Here is a 25,843-nt window from a genome sequence, read left to right as displayed (position 1 = left end):
TTCTGCAGGATAGATCAGTTAAGAATCACACATCAAAATTTATTTATCATCTGATTCATCAATCTGGCCCATTGCCAAAGGCGGAAGTGATGAAGCTTTCAAAACTTCCGCCGACCACGCTGACCCGGTTGCTTGAAGAAATGGTGACGAAGGGACTGATTAATGAGGCGGGTTTCGGCCGATCCAGCGGTGGCCGGCCTCCTGTTATGTATAAAGCGACGGCCAATGCAGCTTATATAGTCGGAATCGATATTTCCCGAAGACAAACAAAAGTTGTGCTGGTGGATATGGCGTTTCGTGTGGTCGCTCAAAAGGTATTCGGGCTGACAATCGAACAGCAGCCGGCTGCGGCGATTTCCGCCATGAAAAACGTGATACAAGAGCTGATGCAAGAATGCAATATTCACGCCGACCACTTGCTGGGAATCGGAATCGGGGCCGTCGGGCCATTAAACAGAGAAGAAGGTGTAATATTAACTTCTCGATCTCAAAGTACTGACAGCTGGAATCGCATTGAAATCATACGGGAATTACAAAAGGACTTTCCTCTGGATATTATAGTGGAAAATGGAGCAAATACAGCTGCGCTGGCTGAGTATAAAAGGAATACAATCAGCAATGAAAATCTTTTGTATTGCATAAGCGGGATAGGCCTCCGCTGTGGAATTATTACGAATGGCCATTTGATGCAGAACCGAACCGGAAATATCAGTTCACAGGGCCACATGGTAATTGATCCGAAAGGAAAGAAATGCAGCTGCGGAAAAAGGGGTTGCTGGGTTGCATATACATCGCTGGTTTCATTGCTGGATGAAACCCGCCGTATAAAAGAGATGAAAACTGATTACGGATATTCGGATTTTCTCAATTCCCTGAAAGAGCAGGATCCTGCAGCGGAACAAGCGGTGCAGGAGTCCGTTCTCTATTTTGGAATCGGATTATCGAACATGATCAACATGTTTCATCCGAAATCTGTTATCATGAACGGTCCGATCTTCGATGCATATCCGGAATACTTCGATGAGGTTGTACGCTCTACCAAAGAGCACCTTACGTTATTTGATGATTCAGAAGTGCACTTCAGTCGGGGGGGATTAAAAGAGGAAGCGGTATCTGTCGGGGCGGCCCAATTGCTTTTTGACTCTTATTTTGTCCAGCCGGCTTAATAAGCATCAAAATGCACCCGCTTGAAAGAAGCAAGTTCACTAGAATTAAACGGATGAAGTTCCAGTGACCTCTGCCTGGAACTTCCGCTTAAGACGTCATTTTCTTTGGGGGAGTGATTATGGATATAACAACCGGACTCTTGCTTTTGGCAATCGGAATAATAGCTGGCGGTTATGGAATCATCGTTGGAGCAGGCGGAGGATTTATTTTCGTGCCCGCACTTCTGCTGATTTTGGATATGCCACCAGAGATAGCAGCAGGATCAGGCCTGCTCGTCGTATTGATCAATTCATTATCGGGTGTTTTCGGCTATGCACGACAAAAGCGCATCCATTATAAGACAGGAATGTTGCTGGCCATCAGTGCTGTGCCGGGAACAATTCTCGGTGTCTGGCTGGTGCAAAATAACCCCGCCTCCTGGTTCTATTCCATATTCGGTGGTCTATTGGTGGCATTGAGCATATTTCTTTTCATTAAAAATTCGTCCATCGGTTTTAGAAAAACGCCAAACGGTCACAGCTCCGGAGAACAGAAGGACAAAGAAATCGGCGTAAAAGGGCTGATTCTAATAGGAGCTGTAATTGGTGTGATATCAAGCTACCTTGGCATAGGAGGTGGCTGGCTCTTGGTACCCATCCTGGTGTATGTCTTCCACATAGCGCCCCACTACGCCACAGCCACTTCGATTTTTTCGCTGTGCCTCTATACTGCTGTAGGATCAGCTCTGCAAATTTATTTCGGAAATGTTGATTGGACAGCGGTTTTCTGGGGAGGACTCGGCGTGTTAGCCGGTTCACAGCTGGGCGTGCGGCTCTCCAGAAAGATATCAGGAACAGCGATCATTCAAATGCTGTCTTTTCTTTTAATGATCATCGGCTTGCGTCTGTTGTTTGATTGAAGAATTAAAACATACCGGCAAGCCGGACAGTGAGGGAATCTGCTTGCCGTTTGCATGAAGAGACAGTTCAGTGCTTCCATTGACTACCCAAAGTGAAAGAACTATACTAATAAGTGAAAGCGCTCTATATTTTTACCAATAAGAAAACGTTTTGTGGAATATTTCTGACAGAACGTCTTTATTTTTCTTCAAAATCTAAAACGTTTTCGAAAACTTGATGAAAACGTTTCCAATAGCTATGGGTGAACCTTAGAGGCGAATAAAACAAAGAAAAGGGAGGGGGGATACCGATATGATGGATTATTCACAGGGCCAAGGTGAGCTGGCAAACTGGATTGTGTCAGAAACAGCATTTTCTGCTGATACCCTGGGAAAAGGTGAAGCCGTCATGGTACTCGGCAATGGATACATAGGACTGCGATCAGCTGCCGAGGAACCGTACATTAAAGAGAAGAGAAACCTATTCATAAATGGCACCTTCAACAAGTCGCAGAAAAACGAAGTGACAGAACTTCCAAATCTGGCAGATGTGACCCAACTCGATATCAGGATTGATGGAGAACGGTTCAGCCTTGAATTCGGAGAAACAAAGAACTATATTCGTCAGCTGAATTTAAAGACGGCTGAACTCACAAGAATGTTTGAATGGGTGTCTCCAAAGGGAAAAGGAGTAAGGTTTCACTTCAAAAGATTTGTGTCGCTCGATAACCTGCATTTGATCGGGATGAAAATGGAAATTGAAAGTCTTACTGACCCGATAGATGTGTCTGTTGAAAGTGGCATCAATGCCCAGGTGACGAATTCCGGAGCCCAGCATTTTCTTGAAGGGGAGCGCCGGATAGCAGAGAATCGCTTTATCCAACTGGTTCAGACAACAAATGAGTCCAGTATTGATGTGGTGCTTAACACGGTACATAACATAATCATCAACGGTGAAAAAGTAACCGCACATGCTGACAAGGACATGGACCGGCGAAAAGTATGGCTGACACATGATTTCAGTCTCCGGCGAGGCGATAAACTCGAGATGGAAAAGCTGACAACCGTCCACACCAGCCGTGACGGGAATGCAAGTGCGGAGGGATGTGACCTCCAGGGATTCAGGGAACAATCACTTAAAGAACTGCGCCAGCGAGCAGACGAAGGGTATGATGCGCTATTCCTTTCCCACAAACAGGCGTGGCAGGAAAAAGTATGGGATGCCTGCAACATCAAAATCGAAAGCGATAGCGGATTCGATCAATTGGCTTTGCGGTTTGCCCTGTATCAGCTTACCGCCATGGCTCCTGCTCATGATGACCGGATGGGCATCGGAGCTAAGGCACTTAGCGGCGAAGGCTATAAGGGCCATTCGTTTTGGGATACTGAAATCTTCATCCTGCCGTTCTTCATTTACTCCAATCCGGCTGCTGCCAGGTCGCTTCTGACATACCGGTACCGGGGGCTCCCGGGCGCCCGGCAAAAAGCGGCAGACAACGGCTATGCCGGTGCCATGTACCCTTGGGAGATGGCATGGCCGTCAGATGGGGAAGTGACTCCGGTTTGGGGCGATATTGATATTGTCACAGGTGATCAGACGAAGATTTGGTCCGGTTTCATCGAACAGCATATCTCAGCGGATATTGCGTTTGCCGTGTACCAATACGAGAACATTACCGGAGACCGGGACTTCATGGAACATTGCGGTTACGAGATGGTTTTCAGCACGGCTGATTTTTGGGCAAGCCGGCTGGAGTGGCACAGTGACAGACGGACATACATGATCACGGATGTCATCGGTCCGGACGAGTATAAAGAGCATGTCAGCAATAATGCGTATACGAATTACATGGCGTATTTCAATATGAAATTGGCCGTCCGCTACTATGAAAAACTGAAGGATGAAAATCCGGAGCTGTTGCGGAAGTTTGAAGTGGATAACGCGTACAGGGAATGGCGGGCAAAAGCAGATCTGCTGTATCTGCCGCAGCCAAGAAAAGAAGATTATGTGATTCCGCAGGATGACACATATTTGCAGCTTCCGGATATCGATCTCACAAAATATAAAAATCAGACGAAAGTCCGGACGATTTACCGCAACTACAATGCAGAACAGATCAATGGATTCCAAGTGACAAAACAGGCAGATACATTGTTGTTGTTTTATCTGCTCGGACAGACATTTCTGCAGGATGATGAACGTTTATCTGAAGCGGTGAAACGGGCAAATTTCAATTACTATGAACCACGCACACTGCATGATTCATCACTGAGCTTGGCGACACATGTCATCATAGCGAATGATCTCGGCGAAAAAGAGCTTGCTTACTCGCTGTTCAGAAAAGCCTGTGAGGTGGATCTGGGCCCGCAGATGGATACTTCAGATGACGGGGTGCATGCGGCATCAATCGGTGGTATCTGGAAGGCGGCTGTATTCGGATTTGCAGGTGTCCGTCTTGCAGACGGAGTCCTGCGGATCAATCCGCGGCTTCCAAAGCACTGGCATCGAATGCAATTTTCGATTTTCTGGCAAGGGCAGGCGCTGGCGATTGAAATTACTCAAAAAGCACTGAAAGTCACAGCGAGTGACAACAGAAGCGTGATAATTGAGACAGGCGGGATGACGTACGAAATGGAAGATACGATGGAAGTCCAGTTCCGTGAAATCCGTCCGCATTCATCATCCACGGTACGGTAGTCGTAAAATGACCCTGTCATTTTATTTACTATAAATTTTAATTAATCAAAGGGGGCACCACACATGTTGTTCAATAAGAAAATCACTGCAGGTTTAACAGTCGCTGCAATGTTACCGGTCCTTGCTGCTTGCGGCGGCGGTGAAGAAGAAGAAGCTGCTGTAGAGCCAGGGGAAACAATTACGATTTTCCAGACAAAAGTCGAAATTTCAGAACAGCTTGAAGCCGCAGCCGAGACGTATGAGGAAGAAACAGGTGTAGGCGTGGAAGTAATCGGTACAACAGGAGACGATTATTTCCAGCAGCTGCAGATCCGTCTCAGTAACGGAACCGGTCCTTCGATTTTCAGTCTTCAAAACGCAACAGTCGCTGAACGTCTCGAATCCTATGTTTATGATTTGAGCGGTGAAGAATTCACCGAAAACATTGCACCAGGCATGGGACTCATGCTCGATGACAGATTAGTCGGCATTCCGTACGGGGTAGAAGGCTTTGGTATTGTTTATAATAAAGATCTTGTTGATCCCGAGGATATCGCGGATTACGAATCGTTTGTCAGCACGCTTGAAGAATTCAACGAACAAGGCATCAATGGATACGGATTATCACAGGAAGCATATTTCCTGATTGGCCATATGAGTAACTATCCTTTCTCTCTTCAGGAAGACCCTGTCGAATTCATGGAGCAAGTGACAGCTGGTGAAGTAACATTGGCTGAAACTGAAGAGTTCCAGAGATTCGGAGAATTTATGGAAGCGATCAGAGCAAACACTCCAAGCCCGCTGAGTGTTTCATATGATCAGCAAGTGGGTGACTTTGTAGCTGGTGAAACAGCGATGATTCACCAAGGAAACTGGTCTTGGGCACTGCTTGAAGACTTTGGCGTGGATTTCGAAGTTGGACTGGCACCATTCCCGCTTGAAGGAAATGACAAGCTTGCTGTCGGTGTAGGAAGTAACTGGGCAGTCAATGCGGAAAAAGAACCGGAAGAAATTGAAGCGGCAATCGATTTCCTTGAATGGCTCCATACAAGTGAAGAAGGCAAACGGATTATTGTTGAAGAATTCGGTTTCATCCCGGCAATGACTAATATTGAAGCAGAAGGCCTCGATCCATTGTCGCAGGCAGTTCTTGAAGCTTCCAATAGCGGTGAGACGATTCCTTGGTCGCACAATTACTATCCAGCGAACGTTGTTCCAAACGATTTCGCCCCAGCGGCTGAAGAATTCTTTGTAAATGAAGACATGACAGGCGATGAGTTCATCGAGAACCTCGATGCCGCTTGGCAGAACGCAGTCGAGTAAGTTTCAGCTTGCTTGAGAGCAATAATCAGTGAATACGGGACACGCCTGCTGCGGCGTGTCCTGCCTTTTCTATGAAAGGGCCAAAGCAAACAATGTTTAGGAAAGAAGGGATAGACGTGGGAAGCAGGAAAAGTAAAGTTGGCTGGTATCTCTTGTTTACCGCCCCGCTGCTCATCATTTTTACAATCGTAGTAATTGTTCCGTTTCTGATCGGGATTTACTATGCATTTTTCGACTGGGACGGTATTGCCGCCAATCCAATGGAATTCGTTGGCTTGGAGAATTTCAGTACATTGTTCGCAGATGACCGATTCATGCAGTCCATGTGGCTGACTGTATTGTTCACAGTGCTTTCGGTCGTGTCAGTTAATGTGGTAGGACTCGCGTTCGCCTTACTGGTAACATCGAAATTACGGACGGCGAACTTAGCCCGGACCATGCTGTTCATGCCCTATCTGATTGGCGGTCTGATTCTCGGTTATATCTGGCAATTTGTATTTCTGGATGTTTTCACGCTTGTCGGAGAAGTGACAGGCCTTGAAAGTATTTTCTTCAATTGGCTGAATAACGAAACGTTTGCGTTATTCGCTCTGGTGTTCGTATTTACATGGCAGATGGCAGGCTATGTCATGATTGTCTATATTGCCGGTATCCAAGGAATTCCCGGTGAAGTGGTGGAAGCTGCTAAAATCGATGGCGCCAGTAACTGGCAACGGCTCACGAGGGTCACACTCCCGCTGTTGATGCCCGCCTTTACGATCAGCTTGTTCCTGACACTGTCATACGGCTTTAAGATTTATGACGTCAACTTGTCACTGACAGGGGGCGGTCCTGCGAATGCCACTGAATTATTTGCGATGAATATCTATAATGAGATTTTCGGTTATGGAAACTATGGCTATGGCCAAGCAAAAGCGATTATGTTCTTTATCATCATTGCGGCCATTACGCTGACGCAAGTCTATATCACAAAGAAACGGGAGGTTGAAATGTAATGCGGCTATTGCGGGATTGGTCCAAGGAAATACTGCTCGTTTTAATGGCGCTGATCTTCTTATCTCCCGTCTATATTATTTTTATCAACTCCTTTAAAGACCGGCGGGAATTATATGAAAACACTTTGGCGTTTCCAGAAACATTCAGCTTCCAGTATTATACGGAAGCGATGGAACAGATGGATTTTTTCAACGCCTTTATTAACTCGATGGTTGTCACAATTGTTTCAGTGGCCTTCATTGTTATTCTGTCCTCAATGACTGCCTGGATGCTGGCGCGGACTGGCGGTAAAATCAGCACAATCATCTTTATGGTACTGATCGCAACAATGCTGATTCCATTCCAGACAATCATGATGCCGCTCATGCAGCTTGTTACCGGCATCACGAATAATTTAGGAATCCAGCTGTATAATACGCTCAGCGGATTGATCTTTATGAATATTGGTTTCCATGCAGCGCTTTCTGTTTTTCTGTACCATGGTTTCATAAAGTCCATTCCGATATCTCTTGAAGAAGCGGCAACAATCGATGGAGCATCGAAGCTTGGAGTATTTTGGCGGATCATTTTTCCAATGCTCACACCCATTACGGCGACTGTTATGATCCTGAACGTTATATTAATTTGGAATGACTTCCTTCTGCCGTCTCTGACATTGGTTGATAAAGATCTGCGGACAATTCCGCTGTCTGTCTTTTATTTCTTCGGTGAATTTACAATTGAATGGAATTTGGCAATGGCAGGTCTGACACTGACAATTATTCCGGTTGTTATTTTCTATATGATTGCACAGAAATACATCATCAAAGGAGTCGGGGAAGGGGCCGTTAAATAACGTTCCTTTCTGCAGGGAGGTAATAGCATGCAAGAGCTCAAAGGCATCACGGGTGTTCTTTATGCAGCAAGTGAATGGGTCATGCGATTGTCGGCTGTCAATTTAATATGGTTCATACTGAGCCTGCCGCTGTTTATTGTGTTTCTGACAGTGGACATCAGCAGTCTCGGGGGCTTGGTATTATTTGGACTGACAGTATTGCTGTTGATGCCTCTCCTGTTCTTCCCGGCGACCGTTGCCGTATTTGCAACAGTTCGGGACTGGGTGACCGAAATGGATTACACTTCTGTTGTCCGGACATACCTAAGTCACTTGAAGTCAGCTTACCTGGACAGTATGAAGGCGGGAATTTTTTTTGCCGCTCTTTGGCTCGTCTGGTATTATAGTCTTTTGTCCATCCCAGCTGAAAAAACTATTGTCACCTTGATGTTATTGATAATAGGACTGGCATTGTTTGCCTATACAATCAGTTTTATGTCGGTCAGTGTCCATTACCGCATGAGCGGAAAGGAACGGCTGAAGAACGCATTTCTTATTGCAGCCGGCAGCCCGCTGTTGAGTCTCTTCATGTTGCTCAGCAACGGGCTGCTTGTATGGATAAGCTTGACACAGCTGCTTTTTTTGCTGCCATTGTTTACCTGTTCGCTGGGTGCATTTCTGTCATTTTCGGCATTTTACCGGTTTACTTTGAAAGTGGAAAAAAGAGCAGCTGCATATAAGAACACCAAGGAAGGATTTCCCAAATGACGACCATAAAAGACGTGGCAAAACAAGCGGGCGTGTCCGTCAGCGTGGTATCGAAGACATTCAATAATTATGCGGACGTGAAAGAAGCAACCCGTCAGAAAATATTCGCGGTCGCCAAGGAATTGAATTACACGCCGAATATCTCAGCCAAAAATTTATCTTCAAAAAAACAGACGACGGTCGGACTGATCTCATCAGGCATCCTGAATGATAATGAAAAAGACAATAATGCATTCGATACCTTGAAAGGGGTATATAAAGCGATATCCAAGAGCCAATTTGAACTTTCGATTTATCTTACCGATTCTCAGGAACAGCAGCAGAAGAGCTATGCCCAATATTGCCGGGAGCGCAATATCGGCGGAGCTATCCTCCAAGGAATCCGGACGGATGATCCTTACTATAAAGAACTGATCAGTTCGGATGTTCCGTGCGTTGTCCTCGATATCATGCAGGAGACGGATAATGGACTAATTGGCAGTGTATCAATCGATAACGCACAGGCCGCACGGGAGATGGCGTCTTATCTGCTGACATGCAATCACCGGGATATTACCATCATGGCCGGAACCGCAGAAACCTATGTCAATAAGGACCGGCTGAGAGGAGTTCGGATGGCCTTTTTGGAGCATGGCGCCGCTCTTCGGGAAGAGAATATTCTTTATGCGGAGTTCTCTGAACAACTGGCATATGAAATGACGAAACGGCATCTGACGACCCATCGCCCGACTGCGTTTCTCTGTTTCAGTGACCTGATGGCATTCGGCGTGATGAAAGCGGCACAGGAAGCGGGCCTGCGCATTCCGGAAGACGTGTCAATTACCGGCTTTGATGATCTCATGATCAGCAATTATATACAGCCCGGTCTGACGACGGTCGGGCAGAATTTTGCGGAAATCGGCAAAACAGCAGCCCAACTGCTGCTGAAATTGATGGACCAGACGACGGAACGCCAGCATATCTACGTCCCTCACCAGCTGGTGAAGCGGGGCAGCGTCCGGCTGATCGGACAGCCTGTTAACAGAAAGGAAGAGGTACTGAATGGCACAGCAGCCGAAAGCGTTTATATTCGACCTTGACGGGGTCATTACCGATACGGCAGAATTTCATTTTCTCGCCTGGAAACAACTCGCAGAAGAAGTGGGTGTAATATTCGACCGGAAATTCAATGAACAGCTGAAAGGGGTAGGGCGCATGGATTCACTTGAGCGGATCCTGCAGCTGAACCCGGAGCGTGCGGTGATGCCGCTGGCGGAGAAGGAGCGCCTGGCCGCTCAGAAAAATGCGAACTACCTGGAACTTATTGCGAAAACGACGCCTGCAGACATCCTGCCGGGAATTGAAGAACTGCTGCGTACGGCCCAGGAAAGCGGCGTTAAAATCGCACTCGGTTCTGCAAGCAAAAATGCGGCGTTCGTGCTGGAGAAACTTGAGCTCACCCATTACTTCGATTACATTGTCGATGCGGCAACCGTAAAAAACGGCAAGCCCCATCCGGAAACGTTCACAACGGCCGCTGATGCGCTGGGCGTCGCGTATAGTGACTGCGTCGGAATCGAAGATGCAGACGCCGGCGTGACCGCAATCAAGAGCGCCGGCATGTTCGCTGTCGGTGTCGGGGATGCCCAACACCTTCCGCATGCCGATTACCGGGTGGACAGCACAGACGAACTGGAATTTACGGATATCATCCGGCGGTACGAGGAACATCAAGCGGCTGACTGAAACAGTCGGGCTGTATTCATTTAAAGCAAGTAAGGAGGAAATGGCGCATGACTTGGAAACTGGCCCAGTCTACCGAACTGGATAACCCGAATCTTCTGCTGAGCGAGAGCCTGCTGACATTGGGGAACGGATATCTCGGTGTGAGAGGGAATTTTGAGGAAGGGTACGACGGACAGTTTAAATCGATCCGCGGTACGTATATCAATGCCTTTCATGATGAAACAGAGATCAAATACGGCGAGCGGCTGCACGGCTTCCCGCTCACTCAGCAGAAAATGCTGAATGTAATCGACAGCCAGACAGTGGAAGTGTACATTGGAGATGAACGCTTTTCACTGTTTGAAGGGGAAGTGCTCAGTTTTGAACGGAATCTGCATATGGACCGCGGATTCGCTGAACGCATCATCCGCTGGCGTTCTCCACAAGGACGTGAGACCCGGCTGCATTTCAGACGGCTTGTTTCATTCACCGTGAAGGAACTTTTCGCTATCGACATCCGGGTGGAACCGCTCAATCACAGTGAACAGGTTGTATTCTTTTCGACCGTCAACGGTGACGTCTCGAATTATGTGGATGTGAATGATCCGCGGCTGGCATCAGGGCATGCGAAGCGGCTCAATGTGACGGATATACGGTATGAACACGGACTGAGTCTTGTGCGGGATACAACGATGATCACGAATCTGGAAGTGGCCTGCGCGACAGCAACCGCAGTGAAAGCAGGATCCTACATTCACGCGCAGCATACGAAGCATTACGCTGTCGAAGAAACATACGAATGTGCAGGCGGAGAACCGGTGACATTCACCAAATTCAATGTCTATACGGATACGCTGCGTCACGGCAACGGGCTGGTCGAAAGCGGCATTGCGATCCAGGATCTGCAGCGGGATACAAAATTCGATGAACTGCTTGCTGCACAGCGAGACTATCTTGATCATTTCTGGAGCATCTCGGACGTTGAAATCGACGGAGACACGGAATTGCAGGAAGGCATCCGCTTCAGCCTGTATCAGCTCCTCCAGTCAGTCGGGAAAGACCCGTACAGCAATATTTCAGCGAAAGGCCTGTCAGGTGAAGGCTATGAAGGGCATTATTTCTGGGATACGGAAATTTACATGCTGCCGGCGTTCCTTATGACGCAGCCGGACATTGCAAAAAACCTGCTGCTGCACCGCTATGCGATTCTTGATAACGCGCGGATGCGGGCGCGGGTGATGGGCCACGACAAAGGGGCATTATTCCCGTGGCGCACCATCACCGGTCCCGAGAGTTCAGCATACTTCCCGGCCGGAACCGCCCAGTACCATATCTCAGCGGATATCGCCTACAGCTATATCCAGTATTACCTGGTGACGCAGGATGAAGAGTTCCTGCGGAAGGAAATGGCGGAAGTGCTGTTCGAGACGGCCCGGTTCTGGATAGAAGTCGGCCACATGAAAGACGGGAAGTTCCACATCGACAGTGTGACAGGCCCGGATGAGTATACGTGTATCGTCAATAATAATTACTACACGAACGTCATGGCAAAGCATAACCTTGAGTGGGCCGGTAAAGTGTACCGGCTGCTTGAAGAGGAGCATTCCGGCCGGCTTGCCGAACTTGTGAAAAAAATCGGTCTCGACAGCAAGGAACCGGGCGAATGGGAAGAAGCGGCGACGCATATGTTCCTGCCGTATGATGAAATTCTGAAAATCAACGCGCAGGATGACAGTTTCCTTCAGAAGAAGCGCTGGGATCTCGAAAACACGCCAAAAGAGAAGTTCCCGTTGCTGCTGCATTACCATCCGCTTACGCTGTACCGCTATCAGGTGCTTAAGCAGGCGGATACGGTGCTGGCGCATTTCCTGCTCGAAGACGAAGAAAGCCTGGAAACCATCCGCAATTCGTTTGATTACTATGAAGACCTGACGACACACGATTCGTCTCTGTCGTATTGCGTGTACGGAATCATGGCATCCCGGCTCGGCTACCGCGACAAAGCCTACCGTTATTTCAAGGAAACGGCCCGACTTGACTTGGATAACATCCACGGCAACACAAAAGACGGCCTCCACATGGCGAGCATGGGCGGCACATGGCTGTCGATCGTTTCCGGTTTTGGCGGCCTGCGCGTCAAAGACAGCGGCCTGTCACTGAATCCGTGGCTTCCGGAGAACTGGGACGGCCTCGGTTTCCGGGTCCGCTATCAGGACCGGCTCATCAAAGTGCGGGTCGAAAGCGAACGGGTCATCTATACGCTGATTGAAGGCGAAGATCTGCCGATTACCCATCACGGGCGTGACTTCGTCCTGGTGAGTGGCCGGGAAACGATTATTCAATGGAATGGACAGGAAGATGAAGCGCTGATCAGATAAGGGGGAGCCACTGGTGAACGTATTGGGTGTGGACATTGGCGGAACGAAAATCCGCATGGGTGTAATCAATGAAGAAGGAACTGTGCTCTATGATGAGCGGGTTCCGACACAGCTGCCGCTGTATCCGTATCTGGAAGAGCAGGTGCTGCGCATTCTGAAGTTGCATCCGGAAGTCGAAGCGATCGGCATCGGAACGCACGGTTTTGTTGATCCGGTGAACGGCCGCATCATTTATGCGACAGAAACACTGCCGGGCTGGACCGGCACCGAAGTGAAACAGCAGCTTGAGCAAGCGACCGGCAAACGCGTCGAAGTCGAAAATGACGCCAATTGCGCGTCACTTGTTGAAGCGAAGCTCGGTGCGGCAAAAGGCAAGAACCGGGTCGTCACACTGACACTCGGCACCGGCCTTGGCGGCGGCATCATCTGGGACGGCAAAATCTTAAGCGGCGGACCGCATGGCGGCGCGGCGGAAGTGGGGCACATGATCCTGTATCCGGGCGGTGCACTTTGCACGTGTGGCCGGCATGGCTGCTTCGAGCAATATGTATCAGGCACGGGACTTCGGCGGCGGATCGCCGAAGCCGGCGTTGACTTGTCACCGGATGAGCTGTTCAAAAAAGCGGCGACTGATCCGGCAGCGAAACAGCTGGTGACGGAATTCACATACGATCTTGCAGTCGTGATCAGCACGCTCCAGGCGGCATTCGATATGGAAACGGCTGTTATCGGCGGCGGCGTATCGGATTCTGCAGAGTATTGGTGGGATGAACTGATCAGCCAGCTTGAACCGCTCCTGTTGCATCCGCTGGAAGTGAAAAAAGCCCAATTCGGCAATGACGCCGGCATTCTGGGCGCAGCTTTGCTTGTGATTGAACAATAAGGAAGATAAGACGGAGCGCCTTCAGAAATGGAGGCGTTTTTGTTATGGCATGAATTTTGCATTATTGGTAATTAAGCGGCTTTCGCAAATAAAGTAAGGGGATTTGCAAGTAGCGGCAGTCGTTCCGCAAGTGTTTCCTGTTGTTTCGCAAGTAACACCTTCCCTCTTTCCCGAGCACATAAAAAAGGCGGGCCTCCGCAATGGGAGATCCGCCTTTTTAAATTAATAACCAGGTTTATTCAGCAATTTAAAGATATTATTCTTATAATCTTCAACGCCTGGCTGATCGAACGGATTGATATCGAGCAGGTAGGCGCTGTAGGCGCATGTAAGCATATAGAAATACAGCAGGTGACCAAGCTGGAACTCATCCAGTTTTTCAATGGAGAGGCTCAGCTGCGGCACGCCGCCGGACAGATGCGCTTCCGAAGTGCCGCGATAGGCGACGTGATTGAATTCCTGCAGTGTAATGCCCGCCATGTAATTCAGTTCATCTCCGTCTTCGTCTGCTTCGAATACGGTCATGTCTTCATCGGCTTCTTTCACGAGCAGGAACGTTTCAAACAAATTCCGCTTGCCGTCCTGGATGTACTGGCCCATGGAATGCAGATCCGTTGTGAAGACGACGGAAGCAGGGAAGATGCCTTTACCTTCCTTGCCTTCGCTTTCCCCGAATAATTGCTTCCACCATTCCTGGACGAATGAGAGCTTCGGTTCAAAGATGGCACTCACTTCGTTCGTGAAGCCTTCCGTATACAAGTGATGCCGGACGGCGGCATACCGGATGGCAGGGTTCTTCTCAAAGTCAACGCCCTTGTAAGTTTCCTCGGCATCTTTTGCACCGGCCAGCAGTCTTTCAATGGAGAAGCCGGCCGCCGCGATCGGCAGCAGGCCGACCGCAGTGAATACCGAGTAGCGGCCGCCGACATCATCCGGCACGACAAAGCGTTCATAGCCATTGTCTTTCGCCAGATTCAGCAACGCCCCTTTTTCTTCATCGGTCGTCACGATGATACGGGATGCGGCATCTTCTCCGTAGCGCGCTTCCATGAACTTTTTCAGGAAGCGGAATGCAAGCGCTGGTTCCGTCGTCTTGCCGGATTTTGAAATGACGTTGACGACCACTTCCTTATCCTCTATGTAGGCCAGCAGCTGTTTTAAATACTCACCGCTTACCTGATGGCCCGCAAATAGAACTTCCGTCTGCTTCTTCCCTTGTTCAAAATAAGGGGACAAAGCACTTAACACCGCTTTAGCACCCAGATAAGATCCGCCGATGCCGATTACGACGAGCACATCTGCTTTTACCCGGATGGAAGCGGCTGTTTTCTCGATGCGTTCCAGAAACTCGGGCTGCACCGTGCTCGGCCAATCAAGCCACCCGAGGAAATCTGAACCTTTGCCGGTTTTATTGTAGAGATTCTCATGAATCTGTGTCAGCTGGTTTTTCCTTTCATCCGTCAAGGCTGAGTCGACGGATCCCGAAAAAGTAAAATTAATCATGATAGAAGAACTCCTTTCCTATTTTAATAATAGTCTACCACACTGCTCCGCGCAAAAAGGCATTGGCAGTATGCCGGTTCAGGAGAAAAGCACGCCTGCAGCGGATGGAAGAAAAAAAGACATTAAAACTTTGTTCACTGTATATACAAACTAAGTTTCCCATGATAAGCTGAGGTTGTATTAATTACTGAAAATTCAAAAGGGGTGCAAAAGATGATGAAAAAGAAATGCAAAAGTTTCCTTTCACTGCTGTCTGTGCTGATGCTTATGCTGTTTCTCGCTGCGTGTGGTCAGGATGCCAATGTAAGCGGTACCACGACCGAAGGCGGAGAAGATGAAGGTGTCGATGAAGAACTGACAATCGGACTTTCTGTATCCGACCTGACGCTTGAGCGCTGGCAGCATGACCGCGACTTCTTTGTGGAAAGAGCGGAAGAACTTGGAGCAGAAGTGATTGTCCAGTCTGCCAATGGAGATGAAGCGGAGCAATTATCACAGATTCAAAATATGCTTTCACAGGGAATTGACGCCCTGGTAATTATCCCGATCAACTCTGATTCCTTGTCGACTGTTGTAGAGCAGGCACAAGAAGAAGGCGTCCCTGTTCTTGCATATGATCGCCTGATCAATAATGCTGAGGTAGATGCCTATGTATCATTCGATAATGTACGTGTTGGCGAAATGCAGGCAGAATACCTGGTTGAAGAGCAGCCGACAGGCAATTACTTCCTGATGGGCGGTTCACCGACGGATAACAATGCGAAAATGTTCCGTGAAGGCCAGATGAATATCATCCAGCCACTTGTTGACAGCGGCGACATCACAATTGTCGGCGATCAGTGGGCAACGGACTGGGATGCAAACGAAGCGCTGAAAATCATGGAAAATGCGCTGACTGCCAATAACAATGAAATTGATGCGGTTGTCGCATCGAATGACAACACTGCAGGCGGTGCCATTCAGGCATTGGATGCCCAGGGACTGGCTGGTGAAGTAGTCATTTCCGGACAGGATGCTGACTTGGCAGGCGTGCAGCGGATTGCAGAAGGGCTGCAAACAATGACGGTCTACAAGCCGATCAAAGATCTCGCTACAAGAAGCGCCGAAATTGCGGTGGAATTAGCAGCAGGTGAAGAAATCGAAGCGGAAGATACAGTGAATAACGGAGCGATGGATGTACCGTTCGTCAAGCTGGATCCAATCAAAGTCGGACAGGAAAACTTGGTCGAAACGGTAATCGCGGATGATTTCCATTCCTATGATGAAGTATTCGAAAACGTACCGGAAGATGAGCGTCCGGCACGTCCGTAATCAGTTAAACAAAAAGCAATGGCGGCAAGGGAGGATTTTCCTCCCTTGCTCTTTAAATCAACCTTTAAATTTAGGTGGTGACAAACCGGTATGGAAGAAATTGCACTGCAGATGAAAGGAATCACAAAAGAGTTTCCCGGCGTACGCGCTTTGGACAATGTCACATTTTCAGTGCGTAAAGGAGAAATCCACGCTTTATGTGGTGAAAATGGTGCAGGAAAATCCACGCTGATGAAAATTCTGAGCGGCGTTTATCCGCACGGGACGTATGAAGGACAAATCGTGGTGAATGGCAAGGACGTTGAGTTCAAGTCCATTAAAGAATCTCAAGATGCAGGAATATCAATTATTTACCAGGAACTGGCGCTGGTCGGAGAAATGTCAGTAGCTGAGAACTTGTTCCTGAATCATGATTTAATGAGAAAAAAAGTGATCAACTGGAACAAAATTTACGTGGAGTCACAAAAATGGCTTGACCATATCGGACTCAATATCGACCCGCAAACGAAAGTGAACGCATTATCCGTCGGGAAACAGCAACTCATTGAAATCGCAAAAGCGCTGACTAAAAAGACGGATGTTTTGATTTTGGACGAGCCGACAGCTGCACTGACTGAAAGCGACGTTGACATTCTCATGAAACTTCTGCATGAATTGCGGGAACAAGGTGTCACCTGTATCTACATCTCCCACAAACTCGGAGAAGTGATGGCGCTGGCGGATACGGTAACCATCTTGAGAGACGGGAAAACAATCTCCACGGATCCGATCGAAGAATTGTCGGAAGAAAAAATCGTCACAAAAATGGTGGGCCGGGAACTGACCGAGCTTTTTCCTTATGAAGTGCATCCCATCAGTGATGAGAATATCCTTGAAGTCAAAAACTATTCAGCTTTTGATGAAAAAGGCAAAAAAATCACCGATGACGTTTCATTCGTGCTGAAAAAAGGAGAGATTCTCGGCTTCTCCGGATTGATGGGGGCAGGAAGATCCGAGCTGTTCATCAATTTATTTGGCGGTCTTAAAGGCAAAACGACAGGAACCGTCCTGATAGACGGCAAAGAAACGACGATCAGGAAACCGGCCGATGCCATCCAATCCGGACTGGCATACGTGTCAGAAGACCGGAAGCGGTACGGACTCGTGCTGGGGATGGATATCACCAAAAATACAACGCTTGCCGCATTGAATAAAGTGATGAAGATGAATGTCATCGATGCTGCGGTGGAAGTACAGCGCGCGGAGGAAGTCACCAGGAAAATGAAACTGAAGGCGCCGAATCTGGAAGTGCAGGTCGGCAAACTGAGCGGCGGCAACCAGCAGAAAGTTGTCTTGAGTAAATGGCTTCTGAATAACCCGAAAGTGCTGATTCTGGATGAGCCGACCCGGGGAATCGATGTCGGGGCAAAGTATGAGATTTATAAAATCATCAACGAACTGGTCCATGAAGGAGTCGGCATCGTCATCATTTCCTCTGAATTGCCGGAAGTGCTGGGCATGTCTGACCGGGTGCTGGTTATGGCGGACGGAACCATTACCGGTGAGTATTCAAGGGAAGAAGCGACACAGGAAAAAATCATGGTATCTGCAACAGGAGGTAAAAAACGATGACCAGACAGACAACAACAGCTGAAGGCGCAACGCCGCCGCGAAGCGGATTAAGCTTCAAATTTGATCTTCAGGCATACACGTTGATCATCGCGCTCGTACTGATCGCACTCATTTTCGGTTTTTTCACAGGCGGTGAATTCCTATCCTCAAGGAATATCTCCAATCTGTTTACGCAAATGGCAGTCATTGCGGTGCTGGCTGTCGGAATGACGCTCGTAATTGTGGCGGGCCATATCGATCTGTCCGTCGGTGCGCTTCTGGGACTGGCGGGCGGAATTGCTGCGATTCTCCAGGTCTGGTATGACTGGAACACCGTAGCAGCGGTTGCAGCAGCGATTGCGGTCGGTGCGCTTCTTGGATTATGGCAGGGCTGGTGGGTCGCTTACCGGGCAGTTCCGGCCTTCATCGTTACGCTCGGCGGCATGCTGATTTTCCGGGGCATCCTGATCGGTCTCAGTAACGGGCAGACAGTCGCACCGCTCGATGACAGCTTCAAAGTCATCGGCAATAGTTATTTTCCATATATCCCGGGATACATTCTGGCTGTAGTGGGTATTGTTCTGTTAGTGGTATGGACAGTCAGAAACCGGGCGAAACGGGAAAAGATGCACCTGCTCGTTCCGCCGGCGACAATCGATTACGGAAAAGTGGCAGCCTATGCCGTGTTCATTTTGCTGGCGGTCTACATGCTCAACCGGTACTTAGGAACGCCGGTTCCGTTCCTGATCGTTCTGGCCATCGCCGGTGTCTTCATCTTTATCACGAACAAAACATCGTTCGGCCGCTATATTTATGCGATCGGCGGCAATCAGGAAGCAGCTGCGCTTTCCGGCATTAACATTAAGCGCAATACGCTTTGGGTATTCGTCATCATGGGTGCATTAAGCGGTGTGGCCGGCGTCTTGCTGACAAGCCGGCTGAACGCGGCGACTGTAAGCGCCGGCACAAGCTATGAGCTTGATGCCATCGCAGCCTGCGTCATCGGCGGAACAAGCCTCATGGGCGGTAAAGGGAAAATCGTCGGTGCCCTGATCGGTGCGCTGATCATGGCAAGCATCGATAACGGCATGAGCATGATGAATATCGGAGCCTACTGGCAGTATATTGTGAAAGGCCTGATCTTGATCCTGGCCGTCTGGATTGATATCTCCAGTAAAAAGTAGAACCTGGACCATAGCACAATCGCAGGGATATACCGGGTGACTGGTATATCTTTTTGTGTCAGATGTTACTTGAAGGAGGAATCACAATGACAACAATTCGATGGGGTGTCTTAAGCACAGCGAATATTGCAAGAACGCAATTGATCCCGGCCATTAAGCAAGCAGGCAATGCGGAAATCGCAGCCATAGCGAGCAGAGGGCCGAAAGCGCATGATGCGGCAGCGGAACTAAAAATTCCAAAAGCATACGAAACGTATGAGGAGTTGCTGGAGGACCCTGAAATTGATGCGGTCTATATCCCGTTGCCAAATCACTTACATAAAGAATGGGTGTTCAAGGCGGCTGAGCGGGGGAAACACATCCTGTGCGAGAAGCCTGCAGCCCTGAACGCGAAGGATACCGAAGAAATGATCCATTTCTGCCGGGAGCGGAACGTGAAATTCATGGAAGCGTTCATGTATCAATTTCATCCGCAGCATGCACGGGTGCGTGAGATTATCAAATCCGGTGAAATCGGAGAAGTGAAGCTGATGAAATCCAGCCACTCGTTTAATTTTCAAAACCGGGAAGGCGATATCCGGATGGCGAAGGAAATGGGCGGCGGCAGCCTGTATGATGTGGGCTGTTACTCGGTCCATGCAATCCGGACCGTGTTGGAGTCAGAACCTGCTGAAGTGCAGGCGAGAGCAGAAATAGACGAGGTGACCGGCGTCGATACATCCGCTTATGTCTTTCTGGAACTTGAAAACGGCATCCCTGCAATCTTTGACTGCAGTTTTGATACGGCAAACCGGAATGAGTACGAAGTCATCGGCACAGAAGGCACGATTAAAGTGCCGTATGCATTCCGGCCCGACCAGAACGGCGGTATTGGCCCGGTGATTGTCACCACGGGAAATACGAGCCGGGAAGAGAAGATTGCCGGCAGCATCTATCAGCTGGAAGTGGAGCATTTTTCTGCAGCGATTCTGAATGATGCGGCACCGGTGTATTCAGGAGAATCGGCAGTGGCCAATATGCGGGTTCTTGACGCCTGCTTCACGTCGATGGCGACCGGCAAACGGATCAGCCTGAGATCGGATGGTGCTGAAGTAAAATGAAAACAACAGCGAAACTGAAAGTGAAGCAGGATGCATTCGGCTTTAAGGATGGAAAGCCTGTCAGCCGCTATACATTCCATGTTCCGGGCGGGTTTCAACTGTCCTGCATCAATTATGGCTGCATTATTACGGAAATCATCGCACCCGACCGGGAAGGCGTATTGGAGAATGTTGTATTGGGCTTTGATTCAATAGAAGAGTACGACCGGCATTCCCCTTATTTCGGCGCAGCGGTCGGCCGGTTTGCAGGAAGAATCGCCGGCGGATCATTTGAGTTGAATGACCGTGTGTATCAGCTGGCGCAGAATGAACGTACCAATCACCTGCACGGCGGGCCGGACGGCTTCAGTCATGTGCTGTGGAATGCCGAAGTGCAGGAAAATGACAGCCATGCTTCCGTTATCTTTTCGTATGAAAGTCCGGACGGTGACCAAGGTTACCCTGGTAATATCAGCATGAAAATCATTTACACGGTGACTGCTGACAGCGAATTGGTCATCCGGTATGAAGGCGTGTCGGATCAGGATACATTACTGAATGTCACGAATCATTCCTATTTCAATCTCAGCGGAAACCTGAAACGGGATGTGCTCAAACATGAACTTATCATGAGCAGTGGCCGGTTTCTGGAACTGAACGAAGAGTTTCTGCCGACGGGCCGGATCCGGGAAACGGAAGGGACCGCATTCGATTTCCGGGCAGGACGTGCTATTGCAGACGGGACAGCTTCCGCTGACCCCCAGAACGCGCTCGTGCATCACGGATATGACCATCCTTTCTTATTGAACGACGGCCGGCAGGAAATCAGGCTGACAGATCCGGAGAGCGGCCGTGTTCTCGAAGTGGAGACCGATGAACCGTGCGTCGTGCTGTACACCGGCAATAAATTGGCGGGAGATCATAAGATAAGAGGTGTCCAGGCCCGAAATTATTTGGGGATGTGCCTGGAAACACAAGCGGCACCGGATTTCATCCACCATCCCCATTTCCCGGGCGCTGTGCTGAAGGCTGGCGAGACCTACAGAACGAGCACAAAATATTCATTTACAGCAAATTAATGATAAACCGCCGGGAGAACCGGCGGTTTTTTATTGCAGTCATTCAGCGTCCATGAATAAATATAAGTAAGAGCGGAAAAATACTTGGATTCAGATTATTCCATCCTGTATAGTGTTAGACAGAAATGGACAGAGACCGGATGCAACTGAAGCGCTTCTGATACATGGGAGGAGCTGCGGCCGCTCGGATAACGCAGGAGGGTACATATGAATAAAGAGGCATTGCAGTCATTGGCGGATTGGAGTATCGGCCATCGGCGCCATCTGCACCGAAATCCCGAATTGTCGGGAATGGAGCACGAAACGCATCGCTACATCAAAACGATCATTACCGATTTGGCTCTCGAATTGCGGGAAGCTCCTTATCCGAGTCTTGTTGCTTATCTGCCGGGCACAGACGGCTCGAAAACGATCGCATTGCGGGCGGATATCGACGCATTGCCGGTGGAAGAAGAAGGGGAGAAAGGCGATTACCGCTCCCAAGTACCGGGTGTTTCCCATGCATGCGGGCACGATGGCCATACCGCCATCCTGCTGGCTGTTGTGAAATGGGCAGCGGCGAACCGGGAATCCATCCGCCCGAATGTAAAATTCATCTTCCAGTCAGCAGAGGAAATTACGCCGAGCGGGGCGGAAGCGCTTGTATCGGCCGGTGTGCTCGACGACGTGGATGCAATTTTCGGCATTCACTTGTGGCAGGGAATGGAGAAAGGCAAGCTCGGACTGATACCCGGTCCGATGATGGCATCATCCGATGATTTCCGGGTGACAGTCGACGGGAGCGGCGGGCATGGTTCGGCGCCGCACGAGACGACGGATCCAATCTACATCGCCACGCATCTTGTGCAGTCGTTCCAGGCCATTGTCAGCCGGCAAGTGAATCCGATGGAGCCGGCAGTCATTTCAGTCGGGAAAATTGAAGGCGGGACGACCTATAACATCATCCCGTCGAAAGCGGACCTATACGGCACGTTCCGTGCCATGACACCGGAGACCCGAGCCTTTTTGCAGGAGCGGATCGCCCGGCAATCGAAAGGAATATGTGACACATTCCAAGCTGAAAGCCATGTGGAATTTATCACCGGCACACCGCCGCTCGTCAATGATGAAAATGAAAGCCGGTTCGCTGAAACGGTCATCAGAAAACAATTGGGCGAAGATGCGTTTGCGCCGGTGGACATGATCATGGGGGCGGAAGATTTCGCTTTTTACCTGCAGGAAAAGCCGGGGGCCTTCATCTTTGTCGGCATGAAAGGCGAACGGAGCCGCTATCCGCACCATCACGCCAAATTCGATCTGGATGAAGAGGTGTTCGCTTCGGCGATCCGCCTGTTCATCGGCATCATCGAAGATTATCCGCTGACTTCAATCTGATTGGAGGAAATTAAAATGCTTACTGCAACGTTTCAGGATGTGCTAATTGCAGCCAAACGACTGAAAGGGCGGGTGAATGCTACGCCGCTCCTCTACTCGGACATGCTGTCGGCCGATGTTGGGGCTGATGTCTACATCAAAATGGAGGCGCTGCAAAAGACCGGATCATTCAAAATGCGGGGCGCGCTCAATAAAATCGATTCATTGACAGCGGAAGAGCAGAAGCGGGGTGTGATTACCGCGTCTGCCGGGAATCATGCGCAGGCAGTCGCCTACGCATCCAGCCTGCAGGGGATTTCGGCACAAATCATTGTGCCGGCGACCACGCCGCAGACGAAACTTGAAGGCATCAAGCGCTATGGCGGCGAGTTGATCATCCATGGCGATCTGTACGACGAAGCGGAAGCGCATGCGCTGGAACTGGCGGAGGAAACAGGGCGGGTATTCGTCAATGCATTCGAAGATGATTTGGTTGTGGCCGGGCAAGGGACAGCCGGACTCGAAGCCTTGCTTGAAGAGCCGGATACGGACATCATCCTCGTACCCGCAGGCGGCGGGGGATTACTGTGCGGCGTCGCACTTGCTGCTAAGGCGGTGAATCCGGCGATCAAAGTGATCGGTATCCAGACGCACGCGTCACCGCCTTGGTACTATTCCTTCAAAGCCGGAAAACTGGTGGATGTCGAATACAAGTCTTCCTATGCGGAAGGGTTGCACGGCGGCATCACCCAAGGCAATTTCGACCTGGCGCAAGGCATCGTCGATGATTTTATCCTAGTGGAAGAAGATGATGTCGCCAAAGCGGTGTACTGGATGGCCAAACAGCATCATTATATGCTCGAAGGTTCCGCAGTCGTCGGGATTGCCGCGTTGCAGCAAGGGCTCATTCCCGATGTGGCCGGCAAAAAAGTGCTGACGATCGCCACCGGCGGCAATATCGACCTCGCGCGTGTGGCGGAATTCCATAATCGATTCGAAGGGAGCGGTCAGTGATGAAGGAAACACTGCTATTCACCCGGGAACAGATTGCCGAAGTGCTCAAAATGGATGATGTCATTGCCTCAGTGGAAGAAGCTTACCGCCTCTTTTCACAGCAGAAAGTGATGCTGCCGCCGGTGCTGTCGTTTGAAGTGGAAAAACACCACGGGGAAGTTGATATCAAAACCGGTTACGACACAGCGGATGACATTATCTGCGTGAAAATTGCCAGCGGCTATGCAAACAATCAGCGGGACTACGGGATTCCGAACGGACTGGCCACTATCTTGATCATGGACGCAAAAAACAGTACCCCGATCGCAATTATGGATGGCAGCCTGATTACCGATATGCGTACCGGTGCTGCGGGTGCTGTTTCAGCGAAATATTTGGCGAATCCTTCCGCCAAAAAAGTGGCGATTGTCGGAACCGGTGTCATCGCCCGCTGGGAACTCGAAGCGCTGTCGCGGGTATTCGAACTGGAAGAAGCGTTTGTCTGGGGCCGGAGCAGCGAAAAAGTGACAGCTTATATTCAGGAAATGCAGACAAGAGTCGGAATCACTTATACGGCGTGCAGTGACTTGGAAAATTGCGTTTCCCAGGCTGACATCGTCATTACCGCAACATCGAGCAAGGAAGCGCTCATCCAAAGCGACTGGATTCGGCCGGGTACGCATATTGCCTGCATCGGCGCGGACATGCCGGGAAAACAGGAACTCGATGAAGCGCTGTTCCGGCGCGCGAAAGCGTTCACCGACAGCAGTGCACAATGCATAGAGCGGGGCGAAGTGCAGCATGCGGTGCGGGAAGGGATTCTTGCTGAAAGCGATCTGACCGAGATCGGGCAAGTCATACTGGGCAATAAACCAGGCAGAATGTCAGAGAGTGACATCACGGTGTTCGATTCGACCGGCTTATCGGTCCAGGACATCACCACGGCTAAAAAAGTGGTGGCCGTGCTGAAAGAGCGGGGCGGGAATTTAACCGTGAACCTGATTTGAAAAGGCTATGAATGAAGGAGTCGTACAATGAACATTAAACCGTTTGCAATCGAAGAATGGATGAATGAATACGAGCAGGAAGCTGTTTATAACCTTGCTGAAACATGTGTCGATTCGCTGAGCATCGAAGAACTGGTAACGCTCGGTGGAGAGGATTATGATGAGTTTTTCCGCTCCATTGCGGATACAAAATTGACGTATGGTCACATTACGGGATCGCCCGGGTTCAAGAAGAATGTCGCCAATTTGTATAAGACCATGACGCCGGACAACATCTTATCGATGAACGGCGCGATCGGTGCAAATTTCCTTGTGCTGTATACGCTGATCGAGCCCGGTGATGAAGTCGTATGCGTCGACCCGACGTACCAGCAGCTGCATTCCGTGCCGGAATCATTCGGGGCGGACGTAAAACGGCTCCGGCTCACCCCGGAGAACAACTACCTGCCGGATTTGGAAGAACTGGCTTCACTGGTCAATGATAAGACGAAACTGGTCATCATCAATAATCCGAATAATCCCTCCGGTTCCGTCATGGATGCGGATTACCTGGAACGGATTGTGGCGATCGCCCGCAAGCATGATGTGTACGTGCTGTGTGATGAAGTGTACCGGGGCCTGTGGCAGGATCCGGATGCGAACGTGCCGGCCATGGCGGATCTTTACGAGAAAGGCATCAGCACGGGAAGCATGTCGAAATCATTGTCGCTCGCGGGGCTTCGCCTCGGCTGGATTGCCGGACCGGAAGAACTGATCGAGCGGTGCATTGTGCGCCGCGATTACACAACGATTTCCAATAGCGGTATCGATGACCTGCTTGCCGTCCGGGCGCTCGAGAACTACGACCGGCTGATGGAGCGCAATTTGAAAATCGTCCGCGACAATCTGCAGATTCTCGATGACTGGGTCGCCAAGGAAGACAAAATCTCTTATTTTAAGCCGCAGGCCGGCACGACGGCGATTCTGAAATACGAGGCGGATATGCCATCGGATAGGTTCTGCATCGGGCTGTTTAAAGCCAATGGCACGTTCCTCGCGCCGGGCAGCTGTTTCGATCTCGAAGGCACAGTGCGGATCGGCTATGCCTGCTCGACCGATGTGCTGAAACAGGGACTGACGAAATTCTCTGAGTACTTGAAGACAGTGGACTGAAAATG

At 49.7% G+C, this 25,843-nt stretch carries 21 protein-coding genes; 20 read left to right on the top strand and 1 reads right to left on the bottom strand.

Annotation, left to right across the window (positions count from 1 at the left end; all coding sequences use genetic code 11):
* The first annotated feature begins 89 nt into the window (after positions 1-89).
* The 11 genes from B0X71_RS18050 (at position 90) to B0X71_RS18000 (ending at position 13,587) form a co-directional block, all read left to right on the top strand.
* Complete coding sequence (locus tag B0X71_RS18050) at positions 90-1,166, top strand: ROK family protein (protein ID WP_198038656.1); 1,077 nt, start codon at positions 90-92, stop codon at positions 1,164-1,166.
* Positions 1,167-1,285: 119 nt separating this feature from the next.
* Positions 1,286-2,065: a sulfite exporter TauE/SafE family protein gene (locus B0X71_RS18045; protein WP_077590727.1), complete on the top strand. Its 780-nt coding sequence runs from the start codon at positions 1,286-1,288 to the stop codon at positions 2,063-2,065.
* Positions 2,066-2,357: 292 nt separating this feature from the next.
* Positions 2,358-4,742 carry a glycoside hydrolase family 65 protein gene (locus B0X71_RS18040; RefSeq protein WP_077590726.1) on the top strand — a complete coding sequence of 795 codons (2,385 nt, stop codon included), beginning with the start codon at positions 2,358-2,360 and terminating at the stop codon, positions 4,740-4,742.
* Positions 4,743-4,805: 63 nt separating this feature from the next.
* Positions 4,806-6,044, top strand: coding sequence for a sugar ABC transporter substrate-binding protein (locus B0X71_RS18035; protein WP_077590725.1), 1,239 nt, complete (start codon positions 4,806-4,808; stop codon positions 6,042-6,044).
* A 116-nt stretch (positions 6,045-6,160) separates the two neighbouring features.
* Positions 6,161-7,039 (top strand): carbohydrate ABC transporter permease, encoded by an 879-nt coding sequence (locus B0X71_RS18030; RefSeq protein WP_156889920.1) that lies wholly within the window; start codon positions 6,161-6,163, stop codon positions 7,037-7,039.
* Entirely contained in the window at positions 7,039-7,875 is an 837-nt protein-coding gene (locus B0X71_RS18025; protein WP_077590723.1) for a carbohydrate ABC transporter permease, read from the top strand. Before B0X71_RS18030 ends, B0X71_RS18025 begins: the two co-directional genes overlap by 1 nt.
* 27 nt (positions 7,876-7,902) lie before the next feature.
* Positions 7,903-8,622: a YesL family protein gene (locus B0X71_RS18020; RefSeq protein ID WP_077590722.1), complete on the top strand. Its 720-nt coding sequence runs from the start codon at positions 7,903-7,905 to the stop codon at positions 8,620-8,622.
* Complete coding sequence (locus tag B0X71_RS18015; RefSeq protein WP_077590721.1) at positions 8,619-9,701, top strand: LacI family DNA-binding transcriptional regulator; 1,083 nt, start codon at positions 8,619-8,621, stop codon at positions 9,699-9,701. Before B0X71_RS18020 ends, B0X71_RS18015 begins: the two co-directional genes overlap by 4 nt.
* Complete coding sequence (gene pgmB / locus B0X71_RS18010) at positions 9,664-10,347, top strand: beta-phosphoglucomutase (protein WP_077590720.1); 684 nt, start codon at positions 9,664-9,666, stop codon at positions 10,345-10,347. The genes B0X71_RS18015 and pgmB overlap by 38 nt, the downstream gene beginning before the upstream one ends.
* A 47-nt stretch (positions 10,348-10,394) precedes the next feature.
* A complete protein-coding gene (locus tag B0X71_RS18005) occupies positions 10,395-12,704 on the top strand; it encodes a glycoside hydrolase family 65 protein (protein ID WP_077590719.1) in 2,310 nt (769 codons plus the stop codon).
* A 10-nt stretch (positions 12,705-12,714) separates the two neighbouring features.
* Entirely contained in the window at positions 12,715-13,587 is an 873-nt protein-coding gene (locus B0X71_RS18000) for an ROK family protein (RefSeq protein ID WP_156889919.1), read from the top strand.
* 222 nt (positions 13,588-13,809) lie between these two features.
* Here the strand turns inward: B0X71_RS18000 and B0X71_RS17995 are convergent, their stop codons facing one another.
* Positions 13,810-15,090, bottom strand: a complete 1,281-nt coding sequence (locus tag B0X71_RS17995) for a glucose-6-phosphate isomerase (protein ID WP_077590717.1) — start codon at positions 15,088-15,090, stop codon at positions 13,810-13,812.
* A gap of 216 nt (positions 15,091-15,306) precedes the next feature.
* Between B0X71_RS17995 and xylF the strand changes: the two genes are divergently transcribed.
* From xylF to B0X71_RS17950, 9 genes are all read left to right on the top strand, one after another.
* Positions 15,307-16,401 carry a D-xylose ABC transporter substrate-binding protein gene (xylF, locus tag B0X71_RS17990; RefSeq protein ID WP_198038753.1) on the top strand — a complete coding sequence of 365 codons (1,095 nt, stop codon included), beginning with the start codon at positions 15,307-15,309 and terminating at the stop codon, positions 16,399-16,401.
* 90 nt (positions 16,402-16,491) lie between these two features.
* Positions 16,492-18,012 carry a xylose ABC transporter ATP-binding protein gene (locus B0X71_RS17985; protein WP_077590715.1) on the top strand — a complete coding sequence of 507 codons (1,521 nt, stop codon included), beginning with the start codon at positions 16,492-16,494 and terminating at the stop codon, positions 18,010-18,012.
* A complete protein-coding gene (locus B0X71_RS17980) occupies positions 18,009-19,175 on the top strand; it encodes a sugar ABC transporter permease (RefSeq protein WP_077590714.1) in 1,167 nt (388 codons plus the stop codon). The genes B0X71_RS17985 and B0X71_RS17980 overlap by 4 nt, the downstream gene beginning before the upstream one ends.
* Before the next feature lie 86 nt (positions 19,176-19,261).
* Positions 19,262-20,275, top strand: a complete 1,014-nt coding sequence (locus B0X71_RS17975) for a Gfo/Idh/MocA family protein (RefSeq protein ID WP_077590713.1) — start codon at positions 19,262-19,264, stop codon at positions 20,273-20,275.
* Positions 20,276-20,289: 14 nt separating this feature from the next.
* Positions 20,290-21,333 (top strand): aldose epimerase family protein, encoded by a 1,044-nt coding sequence (locus tag B0X71_RS17970; protein WP_077591073.1) that lies wholly within the window; start codon positions 20,290-20,292, stop codon positions 21,331-21,333.
* A gap of 207 nt (positions 21,334-21,540) precedes the next feature.
* The gene (locus B0X71_RS17965) at positions 21,541-22,707 is read left to right on the top strand and encodes a M20 metallopeptidase family protein (protein ID WP_077590712.1); all 1,167 of its coding nucleotides are present in this window, start codon (positions 21,541-21,543) and stop codon (positions 22,705-22,707) included.
* A gap of 15 nt (positions 22,708-22,722) precedes the next feature.
* On the top strand, positions 22,723-23,700 hold the full coding sequence (locus B0X71_RS17960) for a threonine ammonia-lyase (protein ID WP_198038655.1): 978 nt from the start codon (positions 22,723-22,725) through the stop codon (positions 23,698-23,700).
* Positions 23,700-24,686, top strand: coding sequence for an ornithine cyclodeaminase family protein (locus tag B0X71_RS17955; protein WP_077590711.1), 987 nt, complete (start codon positions 23,700-23,702; stop codon positions 24,684-24,686). Before B0X71_RS17960 ends, B0X71_RS17955 begins: the two co-directional genes overlap by 1 nt.
* Positions 24,687-24,713: 27 nt before the next feature.
* Complete coding sequence (locus B0X71_RS17950) at positions 24,714-25,838, top strand: aminotransferase (RefSeq protein WP_077590710.1); 1,125 nt, start codon at positions 24,714-24,716, stop codon at positions 25,836-25,838.
* Positions 25,839-25,843: the final 5 nt, after the last annotated feature.

This window comes from Planococcus lenghuensis, from assembly GCF_001999905.1.
Taxonomy (GTDB): Bacteria; Bacillota; Bacilli; order Bacillales_A; family Planococcaceae; genus Indiicoccus; species Indiicoccus lenghuensis.
Note: the sequence above shows the minus strand (reverse complement) of the source record. Positions and strands in the feature narration are given on the sequence as shown.

Coding starts and splice junctions, on each gene's coding strand:
- B0X71_RS18050 (WP_198038656.1), top strand. CDS start 90: ATGAAGCTTTCAAAACTTCCGCCGACCACGCTGACCCGGTTGCTTGAA.
- B0X71_RS18045 (WP_077590727.1), top strand. CDS start 1,286: ATGGATATAACAACCGGACTCTTGCTTTTGGCAATCGGAATAATAGCT.
- B0X71_RS18040 (WP_077590726.1), top strand. CDS start 2,358: ATGATGGATTATTCACAGGGCCAAGGTGAGCTGGCAAACTGGATTGTG.
- B0X71_RS18035 (WP_077590725.1), top strand. CDS start 4,806: ATGTTGTTCAATAAGAAAATCACTGCAGGTTTAACAGTCGCTGCAATG.
- B0X71_RS18025 (WP_077590723.1), top strand. CDS start 7,039: ATGCGGCTATTGCGGGATTGGTCCAAGGAAATACTGCTCGTTTTAATG.
- B0X71_RS18020 (WP_077590722.1), top strand. CDS start 7,903: ATGCAAGAGCTCAAAGGCATCACGGGTGTTCTTTATGCAGCAAGTGAA.
- B0X71_RS18015 (WP_077590721.1), top strand. CDS start 8,619: ATGACGACCATAAAAGACGTGGCAAAACAAGCGGGCGTGTCCGTCAGC.
- pgmB (WP_077590720.1), top strand. CDS start 9,664: ATGGCACAGCAGCCGAAAGCGTTTATATTCGACCTTGACGGGGTCATT.
- B0X71_RS18005 (WP_077590719.1), top strand. CDS start 10,395: ATGACTTGGAAACTGGCCCAGTCTACCGAACTGGATAACCCGAATCTT.
- B0X71_RS17995 (WP_077590717.1), bottom strand. CDS start 15,090: ATGATTAATTTTACTTTTTCGGGATCCGTCGACTCAGCCTTGACGGAT.
- xylF (WP_198038753.1), top strand. CDS start 15,307: ATGAAAAAGAAATGCAAAAGTTTCCTTTCACTGCTGTCTGTGCTGATG.
- B0X71_RS17985 (WP_077590715.1), top strand. CDS start 16,492: ATGGAAGAAATTGCACTGCAGATGAAAGGAATCACAAAAGAGTTTCCC.
- B0X71_RS17980 (WP_077590714.1), top strand. CDS start 18,009: ATGACCAGACAGACAACAACAGCTGAAGGCGCAACGCCGCCGCGAAGC.
- B0X71_RS17975 (WP_077590713.1), top strand. CDS start 19,262: ATGACAACAATTCGATGGGGTGTCTTAAGCACAGCGAATATTGCAAGA.
- B0X71_RS17965 (WP_077590712.1), top strand. CDS start 21,541: ATGAATAAAGAGGCATTGCAGTCATTGGCGGATTGGAGTATCGGCCAT.
- B0X71_RS17960 (WP_198038655.1), top strand. CDS start 22,723: ATGCTTACTGCAACGTTTCAGGATGTGCTAATTGCAGCCAAACGACTG.
- B0X71_RS17955 (WP_077590711.1), top strand. CDS start 23,700: ATGAAGGAAACACTGCTATTCACCCGGGAACAGATTGCCGAAGTGCTC.
- B0X71_RS17950 (WP_077590710.1), top strand. CDS start 24,714: ATGAACATTAAACCGTTTGCAATCGAAGAATGGATGAATGAATACGAG.